The 24,863-nt window shown below is 69.0% G+C and carries 21 protein-coding genes and 1 tRNA gene; 15 read left to right on the top strand and 7 right to left on the bottom strand.

The features are described 5' to 3' along the window. Positions 1-7: 7 nt before the first annotated feature. The 4 genes from ACYVK3_RS14800 (at position 8) to ACYVK3_RS14785 (ending at position 3,029) form a co-directional block, all read left to right on the top strand. A complete protein-coding gene (locus ACYVK3_RS14800) occupies positions 8-985 on the top strand; it encodes an asparaginase (RefSeq protein WP_460498102.1) in 978 nt (325 codons plus the stop codon). An 87-nt stretch (positions 986-1,072) separates the two neighbouring features. Continuing rightward, positions 1,073-1,155: transfer RNA gene (locus tag ACYVK3_RS14795), tRNA-Leu, on the top strand. 413 nt (positions 1,156-1,568) lie between these two features. Beyond that, positions 1,569-2,195, top strand: a complete 627-nt coding sequence (locus tag ACYVK3_RS14790; RefSeq protein WP_460498101.1) for a bacterial proteasome activator family protein — start codon at positions 1,569-1,571, stop codon at positions 2,193-2,195. Between the two features lie 117 nt (positions 2,196-2,312). Beyond that, complete coding sequence (locus ACYVK3_RS14785) at positions 2,313-3,029, top strand: lysophospholipid acyltransferase family protein (RefSeq protein ID WP_460498100.1); 717 nt, start codon at positions 2,313-2,315, stop codon at positions 3,027-3,029. On the opposite strand, the gene ACYVK3_RS14780 is transcribed toward ACYVK3_RS14785, so the two are convergent. From ACYVK3_RS14780 to ACYVK3_RS14765, 4 genes are all read right to left on the bottom strand, one after another. Continuing rightward, the gene (locus tag ACYVK3_RS14780) at positions 3,026-3,949 is read right to left on the bottom strand and encodes a peptidylprolyl isomerase (RefSeq protein ID WP_460498099.1); all 924 of its coding nucleotides are present in this window, start codon (positions 3,947-3,949) and stop codon (positions 3,026-3,028) included. The genes ACYVK3_RS14785 and ACYVK3_RS14780 overlap by 4 nt on opposite strands. Beyond that, the gene (locus ACYVK3_RS14775; RefSeq protein WP_460498098.1) at positions 3,904-5,253 is read right to left on the bottom strand and encodes an MFS transporter; all 1,350 of its coding nucleotides are present in this window, start codon (positions 5,251-5,253) and stop codon (positions 3,904-3,906) included. The genes ACYVK3_RS14780 and ACYVK3_RS14775 overlap by 46 nt, the downstream gene beginning before the upstream one ends. A 111-nt stretch (positions 5,254-5,364) precedes the next feature. After that, complete coding sequence (locus ACYVK3_RS14770) at positions 5,365-6,435, bottom strand: inositol-3-phosphate synthase (RefSeq protein WP_460498097.1); 1,071 nt, start codon at positions 6,433-6,435, stop codon at positions 5,365-5,367. After that, positions 6,428-7,087, bottom strand: a complete 660-nt coding sequence (locus tag ACYVK3_RS14765) for a PadR family transcriptional regulator (protein ID WP_460498096.1) — start codon at positions 7,085-7,087, stop codon at positions 6,428-6,430. Before ACYVK3_RS14765 ends, ACYVK3_RS14770 begins: the two co-directional genes overlap by 8 nt. A 458-nt stretch (positions 7,088-7,545) precedes the next feature. Here ACYVK3_RS14765 and ACYVK3_RS14760 point away from each other — a divergent pair, with 458 nt between their 5' ends. Both ACYVK3_RS14760 and ACYVK3_RS14755 read left to right on the top strand, forming a co-directional pair. Next, entirely contained in the window at positions 7,546-10,848 is a 3,303-nt protein-coding gene (locus tag ACYVK3_RS14760) for a transglycosylase domain-containing protein (RefSeq protein ID WP_460498095.1), read from the top strand. Positions 10,849-10,905: 57 nt separating this feature from the next. Then, on the top strand, positions 10,906-12,399 hold the full coding sequence (locus tag ACYVK3_RS14755) for a glycosyltransferase family 87 protein (RefSeq protein WP_460498094.1): 1,494 nt from the start codon (positions 10,906-10,908) through the stop codon (positions 12,397-12,399). Here the strand turns inward: ACYVK3_RS14755 and ACYVK3_RS14750 are convergent. Next, positions 12,299-13,756 carry a CCA tRNA nucleotidyltransferase gene (locus ACYVK3_RS14750; RefSeq protein WP_460498093.1) on the bottom strand — a complete coding sequence of 486 codons (1,458 nt, stop codon included), beginning with the start codon at positions 13,754-13,756 and terminating at the stop codon, positions 12,299-12,301. The genes ACYVK3_RS14755 and ACYVK3_RS14750 overlap by 101 nt on opposite strands. A 162-nt stretch (positions 13,757-13,918) precedes the next feature. On the opposite strand from ACYVK3_RS14750, the gene murJ reads away from it, so the two are divergent. From murJ to trxA, 6 genes are all read left to right on the top strand, one after another. Beyond that, on the top strand, positions 13,919-15,574 hold the full coding sequence (gene murJ / locus ACYVK3_RS14745) for a murein biosynthesis integral membrane protein MurJ (protein ID WP_460498092.1): 1,656 nt from the start codon (positions 13,919-13,921) through the stop codon (positions 15,572-15,574). 85 nt (positions 15,575-15,659) lie between these two features. Continuing rightward, the gene (locus tag ACYVK3_RS14740; RefSeq protein ID WP_460498091.1) at positions 15,660-17,135 is read left to right on the top strand and encodes a protein kinase family protein; all 1,476 of its coding nucleotides are present in this window, start codon (positions 15,660-15,662) and stop codon (positions 17,133-17,135) included. A 6-nt stretch (positions 17,136-17,141) separates the two neighbouring features. Continuing rightward, on the top strand, positions 17,142-17,819 hold the full coding sequence (gene sigM / locus ACYVK3_RS14735; RefSeq protein ID WP_460498090.1) for an RNA polymerase sigma factor SigM: 678 nt from the start codon (positions 17,142-17,144) through the stop codon (positions 17,817-17,819). Next, complete coding sequence (locus ACYVK3_RS14730; RefSeq protein ID WP_460498089.1) at positions 17,816-18,568, top strand: hypothetical protein; 753 nt, start codon at positions 17,816-17,818, stop codon at positions 18,566-18,568. The genes sigM and ACYVK3_RS14730 overlap by 4 nt, the downstream gene beginning before the upstream one ends. A gap of 209 nt (positions 18,569-18,777) precedes the next feature. Further along, positions 18,778-19,710 (top strand): NAD(P)/FAD-dependent oxidoreductase, encoded by a 933-nt coding sequence (gene trxB / locus ACYVK3_RS14725; RefSeq protein WP_460498088.1) that lies wholly within the window; start codon positions 18,778-18,780, stop codon positions 19,708-19,710. Positions 19,711-19,749: 39 nt separating this feature from the next. Then, complete coding sequence (gene trxA / locus ACYVK3_RS14720; protein ID WP_460498087.1) at positions 19,750-20,064, top strand: thioredoxin family protein; 315 nt, start codon at positions 19,750-19,752, stop codon at positions 20,062-20,064. A 71-nt stretch (positions 20,065-20,135) separates the two neighbouring features. Here trxA and ACYVK3_RS14715 read toward each other — a convergent pair whose 3' ends face one another. Further along, on the bottom strand, positions 20,136-20,843 hold the full coding sequence (locus ACYVK3_RS14715) for a GNAT family N-acetyltransferase (RefSeq protein ID WP_460498086.1): 708 nt from the start codon (positions 20,841-20,843) through the stop codon (positions 20,136-20,138). 239 nt (positions 20,844-21,082) lie between these two features. On the opposite strand from ACYVK3_RS14715, the gene ACYVK3_RS14710 reads away from it, so the two are divergent. After that, a complete protein-coding gene (locus ACYVK3_RS14710; protein ID WP_460498085.1) occupies positions 21,083-22,330 on the top strand; it encodes an aminotransferase-like domain-containing protein in 1,248 nt (415 codons plus the stop codon). Further along, positions 22,327-23,292, top strand: coding sequence for a D-alanine--D-alanine ligase family protein (locus ACYVK3_RS14705; RefSeq protein ID WP_460498084.1), 966 nt, complete (start codon positions 22,327-22,329; stop codon positions 23,290-23,292). Before ACYVK3_RS14710 ends, ACYVK3_RS14705 begins: the two co-directional genes overlap by 4 nt. A 52-nt stretch (positions 23,293-23,344) precedes the next feature. Here the strand turns inward: ACYVK3_RS14705 and ACYVK3_RS14700 are convergent, their stop codons facing one another. Beyond that, positions 23,345-23,818, bottom strand: a complete 474-nt coding sequence (locus ACYVK3_RS14700; RefSeq protein ID WP_460498083.1) for a hypothetical protein — start codon at positions 23,816-23,818, stop codon at positions 23,345-23,347. 370 nt (positions 23,819-24,188) lie between these two features. On the opposite strand from ACYVK3_RS14700, the gene ACYVK3_RS14695 reads away from it, so the two are divergent. After that, positions 24,189-24,764 carry a GNAT family N-acetyltransferase gene (locus tag ACYVK3_RS14695; RefSeq protein WP_460498082.1) on the top strand — a complete coding sequence of 192 codons (576 nt, stop codon included), beginning with the start codon at positions 24,189-24,191 and terminating at the stop codon, positions 24,762-24,764. The last annotated feature ends 99 nt before the right edge of the window (positions 24,765-24,863 follow it).

Below are 24,863 nucleotides of genomic sequence, written 5' to 3'. Positions count from 1 at the left end.
CCGCGGTATGACTTCTGCCTACCGCGGCGGTGAACCCGTCGCCGAACTCGTCCGTTCCGGCTTCGCCGAGAGCTTCCACCGGGGCAGCGTGGCCGTCACCGATCCCGACGGCCGGCTGCTCGCCTCCATCGGCGACGTCGCCGGCCCGGTGTTCGCGCGATCCTCGGCCAAGCCGCTCCAGGCGCTCGCGATGCTGCGCGCCGGATGGAAACCCGACTCGGAGGCCGACCTCGCGATCGCCTCGGCCAGCCACAAGGGCGAGCCGATGCACATCGAGCGGGTCGACTCGGTGCTCATGCACGCCGGCATCGGGGAGGACCGGCTCCAGTGCCCGCCGGACCTGCCGGGGGACCCGTCCGCGCGGCGATCGGTCATCGCCGCCGGCGGGGGACCGCGGCGGGTGTACATGAACTGCTCGGGCAAGCACTCGGGGATGCTGGCGACCTGCGTCGCGGGCGGCTGGGACCTGACGACCTACCGGGAGCCGCCGCACCCGCTCCAGGAGCGGATCAGCGCGACCGTCGAGGAGTTGTGCGGCGAGCGCGTCGCCGCCACCGGCGTCGACGGGTGCGGCGCGCCGGTGCTGGCGGTGAGCCTCACCGGGCTGGCTCGCGCCTACGCGCGCCTGGTCGATGCCGAGGACGGCACGCTGGAGCGGGCGGTCGCCGACGCGATGCGCGCCCATCCCCAGCTGATCGACGGCTCGGAGGGCTCGGACTCGCGCTCGATGCGCGCGGTGCCGGGGCTGGTGGCGAAGGCCGGCGCCGAGGGGCTGCACGCGGTGGCGGTGCCCGGGATCGGCGCGGTCGCGGTGAAGATCGACGACGGAGCCGGCCGGGCCTCGATGCCGGTGGCGCTGCGGGCGCTCCAGACCATGGCGGGGTACGCGTTCCCGGACGAGGCCAAGAGCGTGGTCGAGGACCTGCTGCGGCCCGAGGTCTACGGCGGCGGCCGGCCCGTCGGCAGGCTCCGCACGCTGCTGTGAGTGGCGCAGCGCTCAAAGAGGGGCAATACCCGATGGCCGCCGCGGAGCGGACAGGGTAGTATCGGCGCGTTGCCAAACACAGCACTCGCGCGAGTGGCGGAATGGCAGACGCGCTGGCTTCAGGTGCCAGTGTCCGAAAGGACGTGTGGGTTCAACTCCCACCTCGCGCACGACCAGAACCCGGCGGCCTAGCCGCCGGGTTCTTTCGTCCGCCGTCGCCAGGCGCCCGCCGGAGCATTTGGCGCTGGAGCGCGCTTGGTCGCCCTTGCAGGTCGGCGTGCCGCCGCCGGGCCCGGGCCTCGATGGTGTCGCCTGACAGATCTTCGGCAGTATGACCATCGATCACCCTGGGGGACAGTCGTTCACCTCGAAGGACGACCGGCAGTCCGAGCTACCGAGCGCCTGCCTCCGCCCTGTCCGATCGGAGGAGCCCGATGGCAGACTTGTGGGGCCTTTCTGTATGTTCATGCTCTCCTCTGCGGCTTTGAGCACCTCAGCGGGAACAACGTCTCCCGGGGCCGCGTTAGGCTCGGAGGAGAGGGATCAGTCCGACACCGAGACCACCGTTGGGAACCGTCAGACGATGAGCGAACAGAACGACACGCCGGAACGCGACGAGCACGCTGAGCACGACGAGCAACAGTCCGACGACCAGCTGCTCATCGTGGACGCCGAAGGCAATCCGATCTCCGCCGGGGAGGCGCAGCAGCGGCTCGCCGAGGCGGCCGAGTCCGATCCGTCCAAGCTGATCGCCGAGCCGGCCAAGGTCATGCGCGTCGGCTCCATGATCAAGCAGCTGCTCGAGGAGGTCCGCGCCGCCGAACTCGACGACAAGGGCCGCCAACGCCTGGCCGACATCCACGCGCGCTCGATCACCGAGCTCGAATCGGGCCTGGCTCCCGAGCTGCGCGACGAGCTCGCGCGCCTGTCGCTGCCGTTCAGCGCCGACGAGATCCCCTCCGAGGCGGAGCTGCGTATCGCGCAGGCCCAGCTCGTCGGCTGGCTCGAAGGGCTCTTCCACGGCATCCAGGCCGCGCTCGTGGCCCAGCAGATGGCCGCCCGGCTCCAGCTCGACCAGATGCGCTCGGGCGACATGCGGGCGCTGCCCGCCGGCGCCGGCGGCGAGCTTCCGCCGCAGTTGAGGGCGGTCATGGCCGAACGCGCCGCCCGGGGTGACGATCGCGATCACCATCCCGGCCAGTACCTGTAGGCACCGCAGATGCCATAGACTCTCCCTGCCACGGGCCGGACGCCACGCCGCGCGAGTTCAGGCGGGCGGGTCCGCGGCCCACAGATCGGACCCGCCGGACCCTTCCCGCCTGCCGGGGTGAGAACCACTGGAGAGCTGAACACGGTGCTGTACAAGACGCTGCAATGGACGGCCGCCCCGACGATCAAACTTGTCTGGCGTCCGTGGATCGACGGCAAGGAGAACATTCCCGAGACCGGTCCGGTCATCCTCGCGTCCAACCACCTGTCGGTCGCCGACCACTACTTCCTGGGGCTCACCACCAAGCGGCACATCGCGACGATGGCGAAGATCGAGTACTTCACCGGCGCCGGCGTCAAGGGCAAGCTCATCTCCAAGACGGTCAAGGCACTCGGCCAGGTCGCCGTGGACCGCTCCGGGGGCCGCAAGAGCGCGGCCTCGCTGGAGCCGTCGATGAAGGTCCTCGAGGACGGCCGCGTGTTCGCGATCTTCCCCGAGGGCACGCGCTCGCCCGACGGCCGGCTCTACCGCGGCAAGCCCGGAGTAGCCCGCCTGGCGCTGGCGACGGGCGCGCCGGTGGTCCCGATCGGCATGATCGGCACGGAGAAGGTGCTGCCGATCGGCGAGTCGCGCCCGCGCGTGGCGCCGGTGGGCGTGCGCATCGGCAAACCGCTCGACTTCAGTCGCTATGAGGGCATGGAGAACGACCGGGTCATCATCCGAGCCGTGACCGACGAGATCGTGGACGCGATCCGCCAGCTCACCGGCCAGGAGTACGTCGACAAGTACGCCAAGCGCCAGGCCTCGAGCAAAGACGACGGCGACTCCGACTAGCGTCCTTCGCCCGCCGCTGGTGAGGTCGAGTCCTCGAGTGCGGGCGTCTCGGTCGCCGTGGCGCTCTCGGTTCCCGGTTCGGTCGGCGTCTGGTCGCCGGTCGGCGGTCCGCCGTTGTCGCCGGTCGGCAGGTCCGATTCCTCGACGATGGTGACGGCGTAGACGGTGACCTCCTGTGGCGGCTCACCGTCGTATTCGACCGTGTCCGCCAGGGCCGCGATCGCATCGAGGACCTCGTAGCCGTCGATGATCCCGCCGATGACGCTCACCCCGGCCGTGGGGACGGCCTGCCCGCGGATGAGCGTGAACGCGCTGCCGGACTTCCCGCTCTCGTCGGTGACGAGCGCGAGGACGTCCTCGACGTCGACCCCGGCCATCCCGACCTCGGTCTCATAGCGCCAGCCCGGCCCGAACGACTCGGTCGATTCGGCGCCGGCCGCCCCTGGCTGACCGCAGTGCAGGATCGCGGTCGGCATGATCTCTTGGGTGGTGAGCCGGTCGCAGTCGTGGTCGTCGTAGAAGCCGGTCTGCGCCAGGTGCAGGAACGCCTCGACGCCGCAGGGCGCCAGGTCGCCCCACAGCATGACGTCGACGCTGCCGTAGTTGGTCTCGATGGTCGCGATCGTCCGGTCGGCGGGCGTGCCGAGCCGGGGCGCGTCGACGGTCGGCTCGGCGTCGTCGGCCTCGGTGACGCTGCACCGCTCGTGGATGACGTCGCCGACCTGGATGCCTTCACCGCCGGTGTCGCGGAAGGCCAGCCAGGAGACGCCGGCGACCGATCCGACGGTGAGCAGGAGTGCGCCGAGTCCCGCCAAGCCCCGTTTCCAACCGCCGCCGCGCTGCCACGGAGGCGTGCCGCCGAAGGGGTTGGCGGCTACGGGCTCGTGCTCGGTCTCGGCTCGGGTGCCGCTGGGCTCCATGCTTGTGCATCGTACGGGGCCTCGTCTCGCGCCAGATAGGCGTATCCGACGCATATCAACCCGTAAGCGATGGCGACACCGGCGAGCGTCTTCGGCGCGTAGCCGTCGGCCGGGACGACGAAGGCGGCCGCGAACAGGCCCGCGAGGTAGCCCACGTTGTAGATGGTGTCGTTGAGGCTGAACACGCGGCCGCGGAACTCGTCCTCGACGCCGCGTTGGAGGCTCGTGTCGACGGTGATCTTGACACCCTGCGAGGCGATGTTCACCAACAGGACGGCCACGGCGAACATGACCGGTCTCATGGTCCCCGCGAGGGCCGCGACGATGACGGCGCACAGGGCCATGAGGACGACGACCCAGTTCTTCGGTCCCCACACGCGCGTCGCGCGCGGCGTCACGATGGCCGCGGTGAGCACGCCGATATTGCCGAGGACGGCGAGGACGAGCAGCCAGCTGATCGTGGTGGTCCGGGCCGGGTCGGACTCGACGTCCCAGAAGAAGCCCATGAACAGGGCGATCGCGATGATGAACACGATGCCGTACAGGAAGCGGTGGAGCCCTTGGACGGCCATGACCAGGGCCGGGCCGCGGCGGCGCCCCAGATGTCTGCAGCCCTCGACCATGCCGGCGGTGGTGGCGGCGATCGCCGTCCACAGGCCGGCGGACCGCACGCTCTCGCTGTCGGGCCCCAGCCCCTCGGGTTTGAACGCGGCCGAGGCGATGGCAGCGGAGACGAGGTAGCCGCATCCGGCGGCGAAGGCGAGCATCGAGTAGGAGACGCCGATGTCGAGGAGCTTGAAGACGCCGGTGGTGGCGAGGCCGAGGCCGTAGGCGAGCGCGCCGAGCGTCGAGGCGAGGGAGTTCGCGGTGACCAGTTCGCGCGGCTCGACCACGTGCGGGTGGGCGGCGCCGAGGCCGGCCAGGACGAAGCGGTTGGCGGCCAGGACGACCATCGCGCACAGCACCCAGGTCCAGTCAAGGCCGGTCTCGATGGTGACGGCGATGATGACGACCAGCGCGGCGCGCAGGACATTGGCCGCGCCGATGAGATTGCGGCGGCTGAAGCGGTCGAGGACGACGCCGACGTAGGGCCCGAGCAGCGAGTACGGGCCGAGGAGGAGCGCGACGGCGGCGGCGTAGCCGAACGGGTCGGTCTGCTCGCCGAGCGCGGGGTTGAAGAAGACGCTCAGCGCGAGGGACGCCTGGAACATGCCGTCCGCCGCCTGTGATGTCAGCCGTACGGCCAGGAGTCTGCGGAATCGCCTGCTCGAGGCGAGGATCCGAACGTGCCCGTCGGTGCGCATCGTCCGAGGATAACTCTGCGGAAAGTGAAGGGAGGCCCTCTTTTCCGTGCGTCACCGCAGGCATAGAAGACCTCCCTTCCCTGATGGCTCCGGCCTGGCGGCCCGTTTCGCCTACTTCCCTTCGATGAAGCTCTCGACGGAGACGCGCGCCTCTTCGTCGGAGAACTGCTTCGGCGGGGACTTCATGAAGTAGCTCGACGCGCTGAACACCGGGCCGCCCTCGCCGCGGTCCTTGGCGATCTTGGCGGCGCGGACGGCGTCGATGATGACGCCGGCCGAGTTCGGCGAGTCCCATACCTCGAGCTTGAGCTCGGCGTTGAGCGGGACGTCGCCGAAGGTGGTGCCCTCGAGGCGGATGTACGCCCACTTGCGGTCGGTCAGCCACGGCACGTGGTCCGACGGGCCGATGTGCACGTCGGCGCCGCGCATCTCGTGCGGGATCTGCGAGGTGACCGACTGGGTCTTCGAGATCTTCTTGGAGACCAGGCGCGTGCGCTCCAGCATGTTCATGAAGTCCATGTTGCCGCCGAAGTTGAGCTGGTAGGTCCGGTCGAGCCGAACCCCGCGGTCTTCGAACAGCTTCGAGAGGACGCGGTGGACGATCGTGGCGCCGACCTGCGACTTGATGTCGTCGCCGACGATCGGCAGGCCCGCGTCGACGAACTTCTGGGCCCATTCGGGGTCGGAGGCGATGAACACCGGAAGGGCGTTGACGAAGGCGCAACCCGCGTCGATGGCGGCCTGGGCGTAGAACTTCGCCGCCTCCTCGGAGCCGACCGGCAGGTAGCAGACGACGACATCGGCCTGCGCCTCGCGCAGCGCTCCCGCCACGTCGACCGGCTCGTCCGACGACTCGGTCACCAGCTCCTCGTAGTACTGGCCCATGCCGTCGAGCGTCGGGCCGCGCTGGACCGTCACTCCGGTCGGGGGCACCTCGGCGAACTGGATCGTGTTGTTCTCCGAGGCGTTGATCGCGCTGGAGAGATCCTGTCCCACCTTCTTGGCGTCGACGTCGAACGCCGCTACGAATTCGATGTCACGGATGTGATAGTCACCGAACTGCACATGCATGAGACCAGGGACCCGGTCGTCGACAGCGGCGTCGCGGTAGTACTCGACGCCCTGCACGAGCGACGAGGCACAGTTCCCAACGCCGACAATGGCCACGCGGAGTTTACCCATCGCGCATGCCTCCTTCATCTTGTTTACTTTGATCTTCATCCTCCGTGGCGGCCGGGCTCGGCCGTCCCGGGTCGGCGAGCCGGTCGCCGAGGTCACTTCGCCGGGGGGCGTGGCTCTGCTGCTCGGTGGCGATGAGCTCGTTGAGCCATCGCACCTCCCTTTCGGCGGTCTCGAGGCCGTGCCGCTGGAGCTCGAGCCCGTAGGAGTCGAGCCGCTCGGCGGTGCGGGCGAGAGCCTCTCGGATGCGCTCACGGCGCTCTTCCACCCTGCGGCGGCGGGCTTCGAGGATGCGGAGCCTCGTCGCCGGGTCGGTCCGGGAGAAGAACGCGAAGTGCACGCCGAACAGGGCCTCGTCGGCGGTTTCGGGACCGGCGTCGGCCATGAGCTGCGCGAAGTGCTCCTTGCCTTCGGGCGTGAGCCGGTAGACCTTGCGGGCCCGGCGCCCGGTGAGCAGGGGCTTCTCGGCCGTGCCCTCGCCCGGCACCTCCTCGACGATGAGTCCGCGTTGACGCATGCGCTTGAGAGTGGGGTAGAGGGAGCCGTAACTGAAGGCCGCTCGGATCGCCCCCAGGAGAGAGAGCAGGCGTTTGCGCAGCTCGTAGCCGTGCATAGGGGATTCGTGCAAGAGCCCCAGGATGGCCAACTCGAGCATCGGTCCCCCTCTCCCTCGACGGTGGGCGATGCCGTGGAGGCGGCATCGCGGTTCGATCTGACGATGCGATGTATCGACTCGATACATCTGTCACCACCATAGCCGCGTGCGCAAATCACGTCAAGCCCGGCCTCGAGGCACTGTTCATGCTGGACCGCATCCGATAGGCTCGCTGGGATCAAGCGATCTAGCAGAGATCTCTCAGGTTCGGTGTGCGAAACTGCGGGACGACCGAGGTCGCCGCACCGGTAGCCGCATGGCCAGCGCATTGAACGGCCGTTCGGCGTCGGTGAGGACGGCCGCCGATCGAGAGACGCCGCTGCGACCGGGCATCCCCAATCCGGGAGCGGACCCAGGCGAAGCCGACTCGAGGCTCGCGGAAGCCCGGGGCCATGTCATGGCCCCGCGGCGAAGTCCGCGGACCGCAGGCCGGTACAGCATCACGTGGATGGTTGAGCATGAGCGACTACGGTTATCGTCCGGATCCGCCCCCGGAGGACGGACGGTCCTTCGGTGGTGCCGGGCAGTCGGGCCGAGCCCGCGGGAGCGCCTCCCCCGGCAACGGCTCCTACGGCAGTGCTTCCAACAACCCGCCGAACAACGCCGACTACGGCTGGGGCGGCTCCCAGCAGTCGGGCACCGGGTCCTACGGCGGCGGCGGGGCTCCGGCCCCCGGCCCGTACCGCACCCCGGCATCGGGCTCCGCGTCGGTCGGCCGCGCCTCCGGTTCCGCGTCGGTCGGCCGCGCCTCCGGCAGCGCCTCGGTCGGCGGCCCCGGTCGCGCTTCAGTCGGCGGCGCGGGTCGCGCCTCGGTCGGCTCTGCATCCGTCGGATCCGCCGCAGTGGGCGGCGCCAGGCCGATCGACCTCGGCGAGCCCGAAGTCCACCCCGTCAGCCCGGCCGGACGAGCCACGGTCGGCGGCAAGCGCCGCGCCGGCTCCGAGCCGCTCAGCGAGGACGACCTCGCCGCGCAGAAGAAGCTCAAGAAGAAGAAGCGGCGCAAGAAGATCTACGCCGGCCTGATGGCCGTCGGCGTCATGTTCGTGGGCGCGATCACCGTCGTGGGCGCGTGGTTCTTCCAGGACATCCCGCTGCCCGACACGCTCCGACGCGCCGGCGAGTCCAGCACCTTCTACTACGCCGACGGCTCGACGGAGGCCGGCGGCTACGGCGAGTCGCTGCGCCAGCTCGTCGACTCCCCCGACGAGATCCCCGCCACGGTCAGGGAAGCGCTGGTCGCGCTCGAAGACCGGAAGTTCTACGACCACGGCGGCGTCAACTACACGCGCACCATGGCCGCGCTGGTCAACAACGTCACCGGCGGAGAACAGCAGGGCGCCTCCACCATCACCCAGCAGTACGCCGGCATGGTGGCCGAGATCCGCAATGACATCTCCTACGGCCGCAAGGCCAAGGAAGCGGTCATGGCGATGAAGCTGGAGCAGGAGTACTCCAAGGACGAGATCCTGATGCACTACCTGAACCTCGCCTACTTCGGCCGCGGCGCCACCGGCATCGAGGCCGCGGCGAAGGTGTACTTCGACACGCCGCTGGCGGAGCTCGACTACGACCAGGCGGCCTTCATCGTCATGCAGGTGAAGTCCCCCAACGGCTACTACGACCCCTTCTACACCGACCAGTACGACGAGGAAGCCACCGTCGCCCGCTGGAACCACACCATGGACTCCATGGTCGAGGTCGGCTACCTGAGCCAGGAAGAGCGCGACGGCTTCGAGATGCCCACGCCGCTGATGGAGGGCTTCGAGGTCAGCGGATCCTGGGGCGGTGACACCTCGCTCGGCTTCATCATCAACGAGCAGGACGGCTACATCTTCGAGGAGCTCGAGCAGCGTTTCGGCATCTCCAAGGAGGAGCTGTACGGCGGTGACGACCAGCCCGGCGGTTTCCAGGTCACGTTGACGATCGACCAAGAGATCCAGCGGGCGCTCGAGCAGACGAACTCGCGCGGCGAGATCAAGGCCGAGACGAACGATCAAGGCCAGTACGTCGACGAAGAGGACAACGTCGTCGAGTCCTCCAGCCAGGCCGAGAAGGTCCTGACCGAAGAGGGCTACTGGCAGTTCGAGAACACCAACGAGGAGGCCGCGCTCGCGGAGTACGAGCCGTACATGACCAGCGCCCAGGTCGCCATCGACGCGGACACCGGCGCGGTCGTCGGCTACTACGGCGGCGACGACGGCTTCGGCATCGACAAGGCCGGCCCCGAATCGCCGCATCCGCCGTCCTCGACGTTCAAGATGGTCACCGCAGCCACCGCGATCGAGCACGACGCCTCCATCGAATCGTGGTGGGACGCCAGTTCGCCCCGGCGGTTCGACTCCCTCACCAATGAAGAGCAGGAGAGCTGCATCGGCGGCGGCGACTACCCCGACTGCTCCCTGCGCAACGGCGGCACGGTCGACTCCAACAACGACATGACGCTCACCGATGCGGTCCGCAAGTCGCAGAACACCCCGATGTACGCCATCTCGGAGGAGTACGGCGCCGCCGAGATCCTCAAGTACGCCGACGACATGGGCCTGAGCACGATGAGCCAGACCCGGCAGCTGACCGACGATTGCGGCGACAAGCGAGACGTCAGCATCATGTACCAGCTCCACGACGACGGCACCTACACCCAGCACGGCGAGGCCGTCGACGCCAACGGCGAATGGATCGTCGACCCGTACGGCAACATCGCTCGGCACACGCCGCTCAAGCTCGACGGCAACAACCCGATGCTCGACTGCGAGGGCCGGTTCTACGCCGACGAGGACGGCGAGCTCGACAAGCGCGACGTCGGCGGCAACGGCGACACCGACCCGTTCTACAACCACCTCTCGTTCGGCCAGTACCCGACCAGCGTCCGCGACATGGCCGCGATGTACGCCACGATCGCCAACGACGGCCTTTACAACGAGACCCACTTCATCGCCTCGGTCACCGACCGCAACGGCAACCCGGTTCCCGAGGTCGACCCGCTCGAGCAGAAGCAGGCGATCGCGGTCGAGACCGCCCGCGACCTCCAGTGGGTCGGCTCGGAGATCTCCGGTGAGGCCTCCACCGGCCTGGAGTTCGCCCGCGAGTACTTCGGCAAGACCGGTACGTGGGAGGCCAGCGGCAAGGACAAGGACGGCCAGGACTACCCCGAGAGCTACAACGCCCACGCCTGGTACGTCGGCGCGATCCCGCAGCTGAGCATCGCCACCTGGGTCGGGAACCTCACCGCCGAATCGGATCCGATCGCCGACCCGAACGGCGACAAGACCAACGTCTACGGCTCCAACACGGCCTACCCGGTCTGGCACGCCGCCATGGAGAAGATCCTCGAGTCCAAGGACGGCGAGGAGGGCTGGGACGAAGTGCAATGGGAAGGCAAGGCCGTCAAGGGCTCGCCGATCACGACCGACATCGAGAACGAAGACGGCACGATCGACCCCGACAGCGCCTACTGCGGGGCCAAGCCCGAGGACCCGAAGTGCGGCTCCCAGGAGGAAGAGGACGAGGAAGAGTCCAACGAGGAGAACTGCGAAGGCAACGGAAACGGCAACGGGAACAACCAGGATTGCGAGACCGAGCCCGGTGACGGCGACGGCGACGGCAACGGCGGGGAGACCTCGCCCGGTCCGGGGGACGTCACCGACGAGCCCACCGGCGACGAGGACTGCGGTTTGTGGCCAGGGCAAGGGTGCGACGAAGAAACCACTCCCACCGAGGAGCAGTCTCCGACCGAGGAGAGCGGCAACAGGCAGGGTGGCTGACCATCAGCGGCTTCGGCCGTTGACACGCTGACGACGGCATGGGACAGAATGTGTCCCATGCCGTCGTCACGTTCCGGGGACACTGAGCGCCGCCGCGCGCCAGTGGCGCCCTCGCTCACCGACCGTTTCGTGCGGTCCGCCTCGGGGTTCATCGGCGGGCCGTTCGGTCACCACGCCGTCAACCCGCCGCGCCGTCGCTTCTGGACGCCGATGCGCGTCATCCTCTTCACCGGCCTGGTGTTCTTCGCGGTCTCCTGGATCCAGAAATACCCCTGCGCCGGGGGCAACTGGATCGACTGGCAGCAGTACACCAACGCCTGCTACACCGACATCCGCGCGCTGTGGGGCGTCGAACGCCTCAACGAAGGCGCCATCCCCTACCGCGACCACCCCGTCGAGTACCCGGTCCTGACCGGCTGGTTCATGGGCGTCCTCGGCCAGATCGCCTACCGGATCGGCAATATCGCCGGCACCGACGGCGGCACGATCTTCTACCACCTCAACGCGGTCACCCTGTTCGCCTGCGGCATCGCCGCGATCGCGATCCTGTACAAGATCCGCGAGGACAACCGCCGCACCGACCTGCTCGACCCGGACGCCGACGGACCGGCGCCTCGCGAACGGCCGAGCCGGCCGTGGGACGCCATGATGATGGCCGCCGCGCCGATCGTCCTCGTCACCGCCACCGTCAACTGGGACCTGTTCGCCATCGCCCTGTCGATGCCGTTCTTCCTGTACTGGCAACGCGACCGGCCCGTCCTCGCGGGCCTGTTCCTCGGCCTGGCCGTGGCCGCCAAGTTCTACGCCCTGCTGTTCGCCGGCCCGCTGCTCGTCCTCGCCCTGCGCCAAAGGCGCCTCGGCCCGGCGCTGGCGGCCGTCGCCACCGCCGCCCTCACGTGGGGCGCGATCAACGCGCCGGTCGCGGCCCTGTGGCCGGAGTCGTGGCTGCGATTCTTCGAACTCAACTCCGAGCGGCCCGTCGACTGGGGCACCGGCTGGTACGTCCTGCGGGGCGTCACCGGCTGGGAGTCGCTGTGGAACCACGAGTTCGTCAACGACGCCTACCTGGTGCTGTTCGCGCTGTCGTGCCTCGGGATCGCCGCGCTCGGCTACTTCTCACACCGCCGTGCGCCGCGGGTCGATGACGTGGTGCCGCGCTTGGCGCAGTTGTGCTTCCTGGTGGTGGCCGCGTTCCTGCTGTTCGGCAAGGTCTGGTCGCAGCAGTACGTGCTGTGGCTGCTGCCGCTGGTGGTCCTCGCCCGGCCGAAGTGGGGCATGTTCCTGGTGTGGCAGGTCGCCGAGCTCGGCTACTTCTTCGCGTTCTACGGCAAGATGCTGCAGGTCTCGGCCGAGGAAGGCCGCGGCATCCCCGAGTGGGTGTTCCTCACCGCCGCCACGGCGCGCTGGCTCGCCGTCGCGGTCATGTGCGCTCTGGTGATCCGGGAGATCCTCAATCCGCGTCTCGACGTGGTGCGAGGCCTTCCCGGTCGGCCCAGGCGCGCAGTTCCGCCTCAGCCTCCTCGCGAGTCAGCGGACCCCGCTCCAGTCTGAGTTCTTTGAGGTGCTTCCAGGCCTTCCCGACCTCGGGGCCCGGCGGCAGGCCCAGCAGCTCCATGATCGCGTTGCCGTCCAGGTCGGGCCGGACGGCACGCAGGTCCTCCTCGGCGCGGATGCGCGCGATCCGGTCCTCGAAGGCGTCGTAGTCGCGGCGAAGCCGCTCGGCCTTGCGACGGTTGCGGGTCGTGCAGTCGGAGCGGACCAGCTTGTGGAGCCGCTCCAGTTCGGGGCCGGCGTCGGTGACGTAGCGGCGCACCGCCGAATCGGTCCAGCCAGTCTCGGCGCCGCTTGCAAGCCGTCCATTGGCGCTGTCCCCGTAGCCGTAGAAGCGCAGGTGCAGCGAGATGAGCAGCGACACGGACTGGACGTCGGACTTGGGGAACTTCAACTCGCGCATGCGCTTTCGCGCCATCCGCGCGCCGACCACGTCGTGGTGGTGGAAGGTCACGTTGCCGCCGTCGGTCACGCCCTTCGTCTCGGGCTTGCCGATGTCGTGCAGCAGCGCCGCGAGCCGCAAGATCACGTCCGGGCCGTCCTCTTCGAGGTCGATGGCGTTGCGCAGCACCTGGAGCGAATGCTCGTAGACGTCCTTGTGCTGGGCGTGCTCGTCGATCTCCATGCGCAGCGCGCCCAGCTCCGGCAGGAACTGCTCGGCCAGGCCCGTGTCCACCAGCGCCCTGAGCCCGATCACCGGGTCGGGCGAGGACAGGAGCTTCACGAACTCCTCGCGGATGCGCTCGGCGGTGATGCGCGCCAGCTCGGGTGCCATGCGGTCCATGGCCTCGCGCGTGCCCGGCTCGATCGCGAAGTCCAGTTGCGCGGCGAAGCGCGCCGCGCGCAGCATGCGCAGCGGGTCGTCGGCGAACGACGACTCCGGGGCGGCCGGGGTGCGGATGGTGCGCCTCGCGAGGTCGCCGATCCCGTCGAACGGATCGGAGAAGACGTGCCCGGGGAGCGACACGGCCATCGCGTTGATGGTGAAGTCGCGCCGCTCGAGATCGTCGACGAGGCTCTCGCCGTAGCGGACGATCGGATTGCGGCTGACCCGGTCGTAGGCGTCGGCGCGGAACGTCGTCACCTCTACCTGGTGCCCGCGGAACAGCCCGCCGATGGTCCCGAAATCCGCGCCCGTCGTCCACACCGTCGAACAGGCGGCGCGAAGCAGCCGCTCGGTGTCCTCGGGGCGGGCGTCCGTCGTGAAATCCAGGTCATTGGTGTCCCTGCGCAGGACCGCATCACGCACCGAGCCACCGACCAGATGCAGCTCGAAACCGGCGTCGGAGAAGACCCGACCCAGCTCGTCGGCTACGGACGGGACTGTGATTTCGTTACCGCTACTGTTGTCAGACATCGCCGGGCAAGCTTAGCGGAGAGAGCACGAATGGCCGAAAGTAGAGCGAGACCGAGTAACGGCCCGCAGGCCTCGCCCCCAGGCTCGAAATTCGGCTCTCAGGCGCCCCGGACCGGTTCAGGCTACGCCGCGCACGGTCCGACGCCGATCGGCACGCCGCCGGTGGGCGAGGAGCCCACGGCGAACAAGGGCGTCGCCCGCTCGAGTCTGCTCATGGGCGTCGGCTCGCTCGTCAGCCGCGTCACCGGCTTCGGCCGCACCGTCGTCATCAGCGCCGCCATCGGCGCCGGGCTGCTCGGCAACTCCTACACCACCGCACAGTACTTCCCCCAGATGATCTACGAGCTCGTCCTCGGCGGCGTGTTCGCCTCGATCATCCTGCCGCTGTTCGTGCGCACCCACAAGAACGACCCCGACGGCGGCGACGCCTTCGCGCACCGCCTGCTCACCCTCGCGCTCCTCGTCCTCGGCGGGGCCGCGCTCATCGTCACCCTCGCCGCTCCGCTCATCGCCGCCGGCATGGCCGAACCGGTCCAGCAGGACACGGTCACGCGCCTGTCGTACCTGATGCTGCCGGCGCTCATGTTCTACGGCCTGTTCGCCGTCCTCTCGGGCGTCCTCAACTCCCGCGAGCGCTTCGGCGCGCCCATGTGGGTGCCCATCATCAACAACTTCGTCGTCATCGCCGTCGGCGCGGCCTTCTTCCTGATCTACACGCGCGAGGCCACCCCCGGCGACGAGGGCCGCCTGTTCATGGAGGCCGACCAGGTCACCGCCGGGATGCTGCTGCTCCTCGGCGGCGGCACCACCGCCGGCGTCGTCATCCAGGTGCTCTGCCTGTTCCCGGCGCTGCGCAAGGCCGGGTTCCACTGGCGGTTCCGCTTCGACTTCAAGGCGCTGCCGCTGCGCGACATCCGCCGCATGGCCGCGTGGACGCTGCTGTTCGTGGCCGCCAACCAGGTCGCGGTCATGGCCGTGGTGAAGATCGCCAACACCGCCTCCGGCAACTCCGACGACACGGGCCCGTTCGTGCCCGGCACGACCGTCTACAACAACGCCTACCTCATGATGATGATGGCCCACGGCATCGTCGCCGTCTCGGTCATCACCGCGCTCATGCCGCGCATGACCCGCGCCGCCGACGACAAGCGCTGGACCGACCTCACCGACCACCTCTCCGGCGGCATCCGCCTGGCCTCGTTCCTGCTCGTGCCGATCGCGGCGGCGTTCATCGCCCTGCACGAGCCGATCGGCCTGGCCATCTTCAATTGGGGCGCCTACGACGCCGACCAGGCCCTGGCGACCGGCACCGCGCTCGCGGTCGTCGGCGCGATCCTGCTGCCGTTCTCGATCAGCCAGCTCCAGATCTTCGCGTTCTACGCCCAGACCGACACCAAGACGCCGGCGATGTTCAACCTGCCGGTCATCGCGATCCGCATCGGCGGCTACCTGCTGGCGTTCGCGCTGCTTCCCTTGGAGTGGGTGGTGGTCGGGCTGCTCGCGGCCAACGGCGCCTCCTACCTGGTCAGTCTGCTGCTGTCGATGTCACTGCTGCGCAAACGCGTCGGTCTGCTCGGTATGAGAAAGGTCGCGCTCGGGCTGCTGCGCACCACGACGGCCGCGGCCGTCGCCGGCGTGGCCGCGTGGCTCGGCTGGCTCGCCTGGCCCGACGTCGTCGACTCCAAGATCGGGCAGGTGGGCGCCGCTGCGGTGCTGGGTACGGGGCTGGTGGCCGTCTACATCGCCGCCTGCCTCCTACTGCGAGTCTCCGAGATGGCGTCGTTGAAGGCAACAGTGCGCGCAAAGCTGCGACGATGAGCCAAGTACCATCCATACGTGTGCCGGCCCCCGGCTGGACACGACCCCTTCGCCGGGTCGCATTTAGAGGGGAGGACCCCGCATCATGAGTTCTGTCGAAGTGCCGTCCGTGGGTGACCTGCTCGCGGAGCGATACCGCCTCGAAGAGCACGTCGGAGGCGCGAACGGCCACCGCCAGCTGTGGCGGGGCGTCGACGTGCTCCTGCACCGCAGTGTCGCCGTGGTGCTGCGCTCCCCCGGCGGCGAGGCCGCCGCCCCCACCATGACCGCCGCCGTGGCCGCCTCGCGCACGCACGTCGACTCGATGGTCGACGTCTACGACGCGGTCGACGAGGGTCGGTTCGCCTACGTCGTCAGGGAATGGGTCAACGGCTCGTCTCTGCGCCACGTCCTCCAGCAGCGGCCGCTCCAGCCGACGCACGCGCTCGAACTGGTCGCGTCCGTCGCCGACGCGGTCGCCGCCCTCCACGAAGGCGGCGTCACCCACGGCGACCTCCATCCCGGTGCGGTGCTCCTGTCCGAGGACGACAGGGTCATGGTCACCGAGCCGCGCAACGAGCCCGGGCACACGCCCGTCGGCGACGTGCGCGCGCTCGGCGCGACCCTCTACGCCTGCCTGACCGGCTGCTGGCCGCGCGTCGTCCCCACCGAGGACACGGGTCTGCCGGACGCGCCCACCGACGAATGGGGCCGTCCGCTCGACGCCGGCGAGGTCGTCTCCAGCGTCCCCGACTCGCTCGGCCGCCTGACGAGCGACCTGCTCGACGCCGCCGAGGCCCCGCCGTCGGCCGCCGAGCTCGCCCTCGAACTGCGCAAACTCGCCGAGAGCGGCGGTGCCGGACCGCTCGAGGTCATGGGCACCGGCTCCTCCTCCAAGCCCGAGGCGCCCCCGGCCGGCATGAAGCGACTGGCGGTCGTCGCCGCGATCGTCGCCGTCGTCGTCTTCGCGGGCGTCGTCACCAGCGCCCTCCTGTGGGGCGGCGGTGACGACGAAGCGGGTTCGAACGAGAACGCGCTCGGCCTCACCGGCGACGACAGCAGCGCCTCCGAGGAGCCCTCGGAGGACGAGACCTCGGTCGCCGCGCCCACCGAGGCCGAGATCAGCGCCGACGACCTGCGCATCATCGACCCCGGCGGCGACCGCACCGAGCTCGAAGGCGTCGCGAACGTCGTCGACGGCAACGCCTCCACCGGCTGGTCCACCCAGACCTACAACAGCCCCGAGTTCGGCAACATCACCGGCAAGGACGGCATGGGCATCCTCGTCGACCTCGGCGAACCGATGGAGGTCGCGTCGGTCCGGGTCCAGATGACCAGCGCCGGCTCCTCGGTCGGCCTGCTCGGCGGCGACGAGGACTTCGGCGACGACTCCGCGGGCGACCGTGAGATCGTCGACTCGTACATCACGCTCACCGAACAGGTCGAGGACGCGGACACGAACATCGAACTCCAGGCCAGCGGCGATGCCACCCGCTACGTCGTGGTGTGGGTGACGAAGCTGCCGCCGTCGTCGGGTGGATATAAGATCACGATCAGCGATATCAACGTCTTCGTCCGGTAGGAACCCATGCCCGCCGCCCCGCGCCCGCCCGAACGCGGTTCGCCCAATGAGGCCGACCCCTCCGACGCCGAACTGCTGTCCCGTCACGTCTCCGGCGACCGGGACGCCTTCGGCGAGCTCTTCCGCCGCCACCGCGGGCGGCTGTGGGCGGTGGCGGTGCGCACCCTCGCCAATCCCGAGGACGCGGCCGAAGCGCTCCAGGACGCCATGATCAAGGCCTACCAGGCCGCCGGTTCGTTCCGAGGCAACTCGGCGGTCACCACCTGGCTGCACCGGATCGTCGTCAACGCCTGCCTCGACCGGATCCGCGCCGCCGGACGGCGCCCGACCGTGCCGCTGCCCGAGCAGGACGTGCGCACCTCGGACGACGGCGACCCGGCCGCGTCGGCGCTCAAGCTCACCGTCCACCGGGCCCTCGCGGACCTGCCGTTCGAACAGCGGGCCGTGCTCGTCTACATCGACATGCTCGGCTACCCCGTCGAGGAGGTCGCCGCGATCTTGAAGATCCGTCCCGGCACCGTCAAGTCCCGCGCCTCCCGTGCCCGCAGACGCCTGGCCGCGAGCCTGCCCGAGTTCGATCCCGCCGGCCCTCCCCTGCTCGGGAACCCGCCGGGCGGGCCCGGCGTCGAACCAGGAGCACCGAACGAGCACAGTCCGGTTCGAAAGGAGGGGGGACGATCATGAACGCGTGGCGCGACGATGAGGCCAAGACCGCGGGCCTGCTGCAGGCCGCCTCGGCCGAATACGACGACCTCCCGACCGACGTGGCCGGTCGGCTCGACAGGGTGCTCGAACAGCTGCCCTCGGCCGACACCCTCCACTCCGGCGAGGAGCCGGCCGCCGTGTCCTTGACCGAGCGGCTGCGCCCCAAGCGCCGCCGCTACGCCCTCGTGAGCGCCGCGGCGGCGCTGATCGTGACCGTCGGCGGCGTGGCCCTCGCCGTCCAGGTCGTCTCCGAAGCCGGCGGCGGCGATTCGGCGACCATGGCCGACCAGGAGGCCGCCGGGAGCCCGCAGGACGAGGACCTCGGCGCCGCGTCCGAAGCCGAGGAATTCAACGCCGAAGAGGAGCCGCAGGAGGTCGGCCCCGGGGACGGCGAATCGACCATGGACGTCGAGACCTTCGCGACCGGCACCGACTACGACGAGACCGCCGACCTGCTGAGCGCCCTGCGCCAGCTCGGCGGCGAGAGCACCGGCAGCGCCGTGCCCGAAGAGCTCGCCGCGCTCGCCGACGGCGGCGAACTGTGGCAGAACTGCCAGAACGCCCTCGCCCGGCGCTACGACGGCCTGGTCGTCGCGGCCGACTTCGCGCGATTCGAGACCGAGCCGGCGGTCATGGCGCTCCTCGTCTCCGACTCGGGCGAGATCGCCGTCGCCGTGGCGCCCGACTGCGCCCACGGCATCATCGACGAGCTGTTCTCCCAGCGGTAAGCCCGCCTCGCGACGTGAGACTGCGCACTTCAGGCTTCAATGCCTGTCACACGCCCGCCACAGGGACGCCCGCCGGAATTTCTGGTCAATAGGATGGCGTTGAAGCTGTCAGCCGCGGCGCCCAGCCGCGGCCCACGAGCTTCGCCACGAGTACGTCCCGACGCCGCGCTGGGACACAACGCCAATACACCGCTGAGGAGCACATTCCGGTGAGCGAAATACGCAACGTCATCATCATCGGCTCGGGACCGGCCGGCTACACGGCCGCGCTCTACACCGCCCGAGCCAACATGCGTCCGCTGGTCTTCGAGGGCTCCCAGTTCGGCGGCGCGCTCATGCAGACCACCGAGGTCGAGAACTACCCCGGCTTCCCCGAGGGCATCATGGGCCCCGACCTCATGGACCAATGGCGCAAGCAGGCCGAGCGCTTCGGCGCCGAACTCGTCTCCGACGACGTCACCAAGGTCGAGCTCACCGGCGACATCAAGAAAGTGTGGGTCGGCGACACCGAATACCAGGCCCGCTCGGTCATCCTCGCCACCGGTTCGGCCTACCGGTCCCTGAACGTGCCCGGCGAGTCCGAACTCATGGGACGCGGCGTCTCCGCCTGCGCCACCTGCGACGGCTTCTTCTTCCGCGAGCAGCACATCGCCGTCGTCGGCGGCGGCGACTCGGCGATGGAAGAGGCGACCTTCCTGACCAAGTTCGCCTCCAAGGTGACGATCCTCCACCGCCGCAAGGAGTTCCGCGCCTCCAAGATCATGGCCGACCGGGCGCTGTCCAACCCGAAGATCGAAGTCGAGTGGAACACCGTCGTCGAGCAGATCCTCGCCGAAGGCGGCAAGGTCGCGGGCGTCGAGGTGGCCGACACCGAAACCGGCGCGGGGCGCACCCTGCCCGTGACCGGCCTGTTCATCGCGATCGGCCACGACCCCCGCTCCGAACTGTTCGCCGGCCAGGTCGAGCTCGACGAGGACGGCTACGTCAAGGTCAACTCGCCGAGCACCAGGACCAACCTCAAGGGCGTCTTCGCCGCCGGCGACCTGGTCGACCACACCTACCAGCAGGCCGTGACCGCCGCCGGAACCGGCTGCGCCGCCGCGCTCGACGCCGAACGCTTCGTCACCAGCCTTGCCGACTAGAACCCACCTGCCCTAAACCAGAACAACAGGAGGATGCCCATGGGCGCCATCAAAGCAGTCAGCGACACCGACTTCCAGACCGAGGTGCTCGAGTCCGACAAGCCGGTCCTGGTCGACTTCTGGGCCGAATGGTGCGGCCCGTGCAAGAAGGTCGCTCCGGTGCTCGAAGAGCTCGCCGCCGAGTCCGACGCGATCGAGATCCGCAAGCTCGACACCGACGCGAACCCGGAGACCACTCGGAAGTTCCAGGTGATGAGCGTGCCGACCATGATCCTGTTCAAGGACGGGCAGCCCGCCGACCAGCTCATCGGCGCCCAGCCCAAGGCCGCCATCAAGCGCTTCCTCGAGAAGTAGCACCAGCACACCGAAGGGGGCCGAGCGCGCGCTCGGCCCCCTTCGCCATGCCGTCAAAAGAAGAGCGGTCCTCACCGGGGGCCGGGACGCGGCACGCCGGGCCGGTCCGACCGCGGCCGCACGATGCTCGGCTCGTCGGAGCCTTGGCCCTCGAAGAACTGCTCCAACTCGAAATCGTCGAGCTCGAACCACTCCACCGGCTCCGGCAGCTCCGCCTCGTCCGCGGACCGCTCGGTGCGGTCGACCGACGGGCGCACCTCCAGGCGCAGCCGCGGATACCGCGGGTCCGCGCGCACCGTCTTGAACCCGACCGAGCGGTAGAAATCCGCCGGCACCAGACACGCGTTGGACTCGCCGCGGGCATCCCCGAACGTCTCGACCGCGTAGATGCCCCGCCGCGCGACGTCCGCCGCCACCGTCTGCACCAACTGGCGCCCCAGCCCCGTCCCCGAATACGCCGGCTTGACATACGCCGTCATCAGCAGCACCGCGTCCGGCGACACCGGCCCCGACGGGAACTCCATCGACCTCGGCACGAACTTCGGCGACGCGTACGTGATGAACCCGGCGACCCGCTCGCCCTCGTAGGCGATCCTGCCGCACCCGCCCCACTCCAGCAGGGTCTGCGACAGCCACGCCTCCTTCTCCAGGCCAGGATCGCCCTCCTCGCCGGCCGACTCCGCGCACAGCGGCGACAGCTCCCAGAACACACAGGAGCGGCAACGCCGCGGAAGCGCGTCCAGCGAGTCGAGCGTGAGGTTCACCATGCGCCGATGCACCCCATCAGATTACGTCGAGCCGGTGTTCACATGATGGAAAACACGCACGTGCATCACTCCCTGTGCTAGTAGAGTGGGCCGATCGGCGTGTCAGCCCCGTAGGCTGATCATCAGCGCTTCTTACGCCATCGCGCGTTCGCATCGCACCGATCTCACAGACGCAGTTCCGTGCGCACAACAGACAGAAGGCCCGCGGGCGACGTCCGCGGACGATGAAGGCCCTTGAAGGAGGTCTCCGCGTGTCCGGTACAACGCTCGACGATTACACCGGTCGGTACGCATCCCGGGTTCACGGGATGGCACAGTCGGAGATCCGCGCACTCTTCTCGGTCGCGAACCGCCCCGAAGTCGTGTCGCTCGCCGGAGGCAACCCCTACACCGCCGCGCTTCCCATGGACGAGCTCGGCGAGATGTTCACGCGCCTGTTCGAGCAGAAGGGCGCCGAAGCGCTCGGCTACTGCCCCGGCCAGGGCAGCACCGCGCTGCGCGAGGCCCTGTGCGGCGTCATGGACCTGTCCGGCGTCCGCGCCTCGGCCGACGACCTCGTCCTCACCAACGGGGCGCAGCAAGGCCTCGACCTGCTCGCCCGCACCTTCCTCGACCCCGGAGACATCGTCCTCGCCGAAGGACCCACGTACGTTGGGGCGCTCGGCGTCTTCCAGGCCTCGCAGGCCGACGTCAGACACCTGCCGATGGACGACGACGGCCTCATCCCCGAAGGACTCGAACGGAAACTCGGCGAACTCGAACGCGAAGGACGCCGGGCGAAGTTCCTGTACACCGTCCCCAGCTACCAGAACCCGACCGGCGTCACCCTCTCTGAGGAACGCCGCGAGCGGATCCTCGAGATCGCCGAGGGGCACGGCCTGCTCATCATCGAAGACGACCCGTACAGCATGATCTCGTTCGACGGATCCCCGCCGGCGCCGCTGCGGGCACGCGCCGACCGCGGCGTGATCTACCTCGGCACCGTCTCCAAGATCTTCGCAGCGGGCCTGCGCCTCGGCTGGGTGCTCGCGCCACCGGCCGTGCGCGACAAGCTGCTGCTCGCCGTCGAGGCCTCCATCCTGTGCCCCTCGGCCCTCATCCAGGAGGCCACGCTGCGGTTCTTCACCGAGATGGAATGGCGCCAGCAGGTCAAGGTCTTCAGCACGCTCTACCGCGACCGGCGCGACGCGCTGCTGACCGCGCTCAGCGACTACATGCCCGAGGGCATGAGCTGGACGCACCCGGGCGGCGGCCTGTTCGTATGGGCCACGCTTCCCGAAGGGCTCGACTCCAAGGCGATGCTCCCACGCGCGTTGCAGGAACGCGTCGCCTACGTACCGGGCACCGGCTTCTACGCCGACGGCAACGGACGCAGGCAGATGCGGCTGAACTTCTCGACCCAGTCCGCCGAGTCGATCCGCGAAGGCGTCCGACGCCTGGCCGGCGTCGTCGCCGGCGACATCGAACTGCGCGACACGTTCGCCGGAGGAACCGCATGAAAGCAGGCGCAGCAGCAACAGACGTCCGCGTGCTCATCCTCGCCGGAGGCATGTCGTACGAGCACGAGATCTCGCTCAAGTCCGGCCGGCGCGCCGCCGCGGCGCTCCAGCGGCAGGGCATGGTCTGCGAGATCCGCGACCTCGACGGCGAACTGCTGCCGGCGCTCCAGGAATACCCGCCCGACGTCGTGCTGCCGATGGTGCACGGCGCCCCGGGCGAGGACGGCTCGCTTCGCGGTGTCCTCCAGTTGTCGAACATTCCGTTCGTGGGGACCGACGCCGTCGGGGCCAGGCGGGCCTGGAACAAGTCGACGGCCAAGGACCTGCTCCGCTCGGTCGGCGTGCCGACCCCGGACTGGACCACCATGCCGCGCCAGGCGTTCTCGGACTTCGGCGCCCGCAAGCTCCTCGATCGGATCTCGACCAAGATGGGCCTGCCGCTCGTCGTCAAGCCCAACTCCGGAGGCTCGGGGCTCGGCGTACACGCCGTCCACAAGGAAGACGACTTCCCTTCGGCGATGATGGGCTGCTTCTCATACTGCGACGAAGCGCTCGTCGAATCGTTCGCCGACGGGCGCGACATCGCGGTCGGAGTGGTCGACTTCGGCGACGGACCCGTGGCACTCCCGCCGGTGGAGATCTCGCCGCTGCACGGCGACTACGACTACGCCGCCCGGTACAACCCGGGAGCGACCCGCTGGACGGTCCCGGCCGACCTCGATCAGTCCGTGTCGACGCGCGTGGCCGAGATCGCGGTGTCGGTGCACGAGACTCTCGGGCTGCGGGACATGTCGCGAGTCGACCTGATGGTGGACGACGCCGGAGGAGTCCAGGTGCTCGAAGCCAATGTGGCACCGGGCTTGACCGAGACCTCGCTCTTGCCGATGGCGATCGAGGCGGCGGAAATGGACTTCGGTGAGACCTTGGCGAAGATGGTGCGGCTGGCGCTGGCACGCGCCTGATGTGACTCGAAGGCCGGGATGTTTCACGTGAAACATCTCGGCCTTGTTCGTGTCAGTCGTCCGTGAGCCATGCGGCGATGTACTCGAGGTTCATCCGCCACTCGTGGTCGTCGACCGGCGGCATGATCTCGTCCCACATGGTCATGAAGGGCCCCCGCAGTTGAAGATAGCCATGCGGCCGAGCGAGGAACCACTGTTGGAGATGAGCGGTGCCGTCGCCCCAGCGGTTGACGTGGACCTGGGCGACCGACTCGAGCGAGCGGATCGCCCGCTCCAGGCGCACGGTGAGGACGCCGAGTTCGGCGGCGTGCATGGTGGAGAGATCGCCGAGGTCCAGGTGTGCACGCGGTTCGAGGATCACGACGACAGGGAGGCCGCTCGGCGCGGGCGGGCTTTTGAGGCGCCAGCGTTCGTCGGTCCAGAGGTAGGCATCGTCGGGTGTATGGCATGCCGAGCACTGCTCTTGGCGGTCGCCGCGTCGCGGCGGCTCCGCGTCGACGGGAGCTTGGAGTGGTTTGAGGCGCATCTCTCCCTCGAAGGGAAAGGCGGGCCAGTTCACGAACGGAGGCAGGCCGGATCTGGCGCCGCTGGAGCGCGGGGTTCGCTGCTGCGAGTTCGGGGTCGGATGGGCTGGCTGGGGGCTCTGGCCGGAGGTACTCGCTGATGCCACCCCCGAAAGGTACCGCATTGCTGCGAGCCTGGAAAGCACCGGAATACACCTCTTGGTGAAGCTTATGCATCATTGGGTCGCAGGCTTCACCGGACGAGACCCGCACAAGGGGTTTGCATGGTGTAGATCATGGTCAAAGGCGCCTATTGACGACTGATAGTGACGTGCGCCCATATGGCGGGAAGGGACTGTCATCGGGGCCTTCGCGTAGGGCAAGCTGGTAGGCGTGCAAGCAACAGTGACTGATAGCTCCACGCCAGGGTTGTCGCCGGCAGACGGCGATGACATCTCGGTTCTGGTGGATCCGCCGGTCACCGCCGCGCTCGTCGATGAACTCAGCCACCTCTGGGTACGGGTCACGAACGCCGGCGGTTCCGTCGGGTTCATCCCGCCGGTGAACATCGACGAGGTTCGCCCTCACACCGTTTCCATTCTCGCGCGAGTGATCGACCAGACTGACACGCTGGTCGCTCTAAAGGAAGGAGCCGCCATTGTCGCTTGGTGTGTTCTCACATCAAACGACAGCCCGCCGAGGCAGGGATGGCGCACCATCCGCCACGTTCAGGTCGACCCGGATCGCCAAGGCAGCGGCCTTGGCGGGAAGCTCCTCGGAGCGGTTGATCGAGTGGCACGCGAAGCATTGAAGCTCGAGGCGCTCAGCCTCAAGGTCCGCTCGGGCACCGGTGCCGACGCCTTCTACAGGCGGCACGGGTTCACCGAGGTCGGTCGTCTCCCGCGCGCGGTGCGGGTGGCGGACGATGACTATCGCGACGACATCATCATGTGGCGCGAACTGAGCTAGTTTGGGACTGAGCCGCCCGGGCGATGAATCGGGCCGGTGCAAAGCCCGCAACATCATGGAGAAGGCGACTTCCCCGAATACGACTGACGCAAGAGTCGG

Source organism: Glycomyces tarimensis (assembly GCF_054776215.1).
This window is presented reverse-complemented; position numbering and strand designations above follow the sequence as displayed.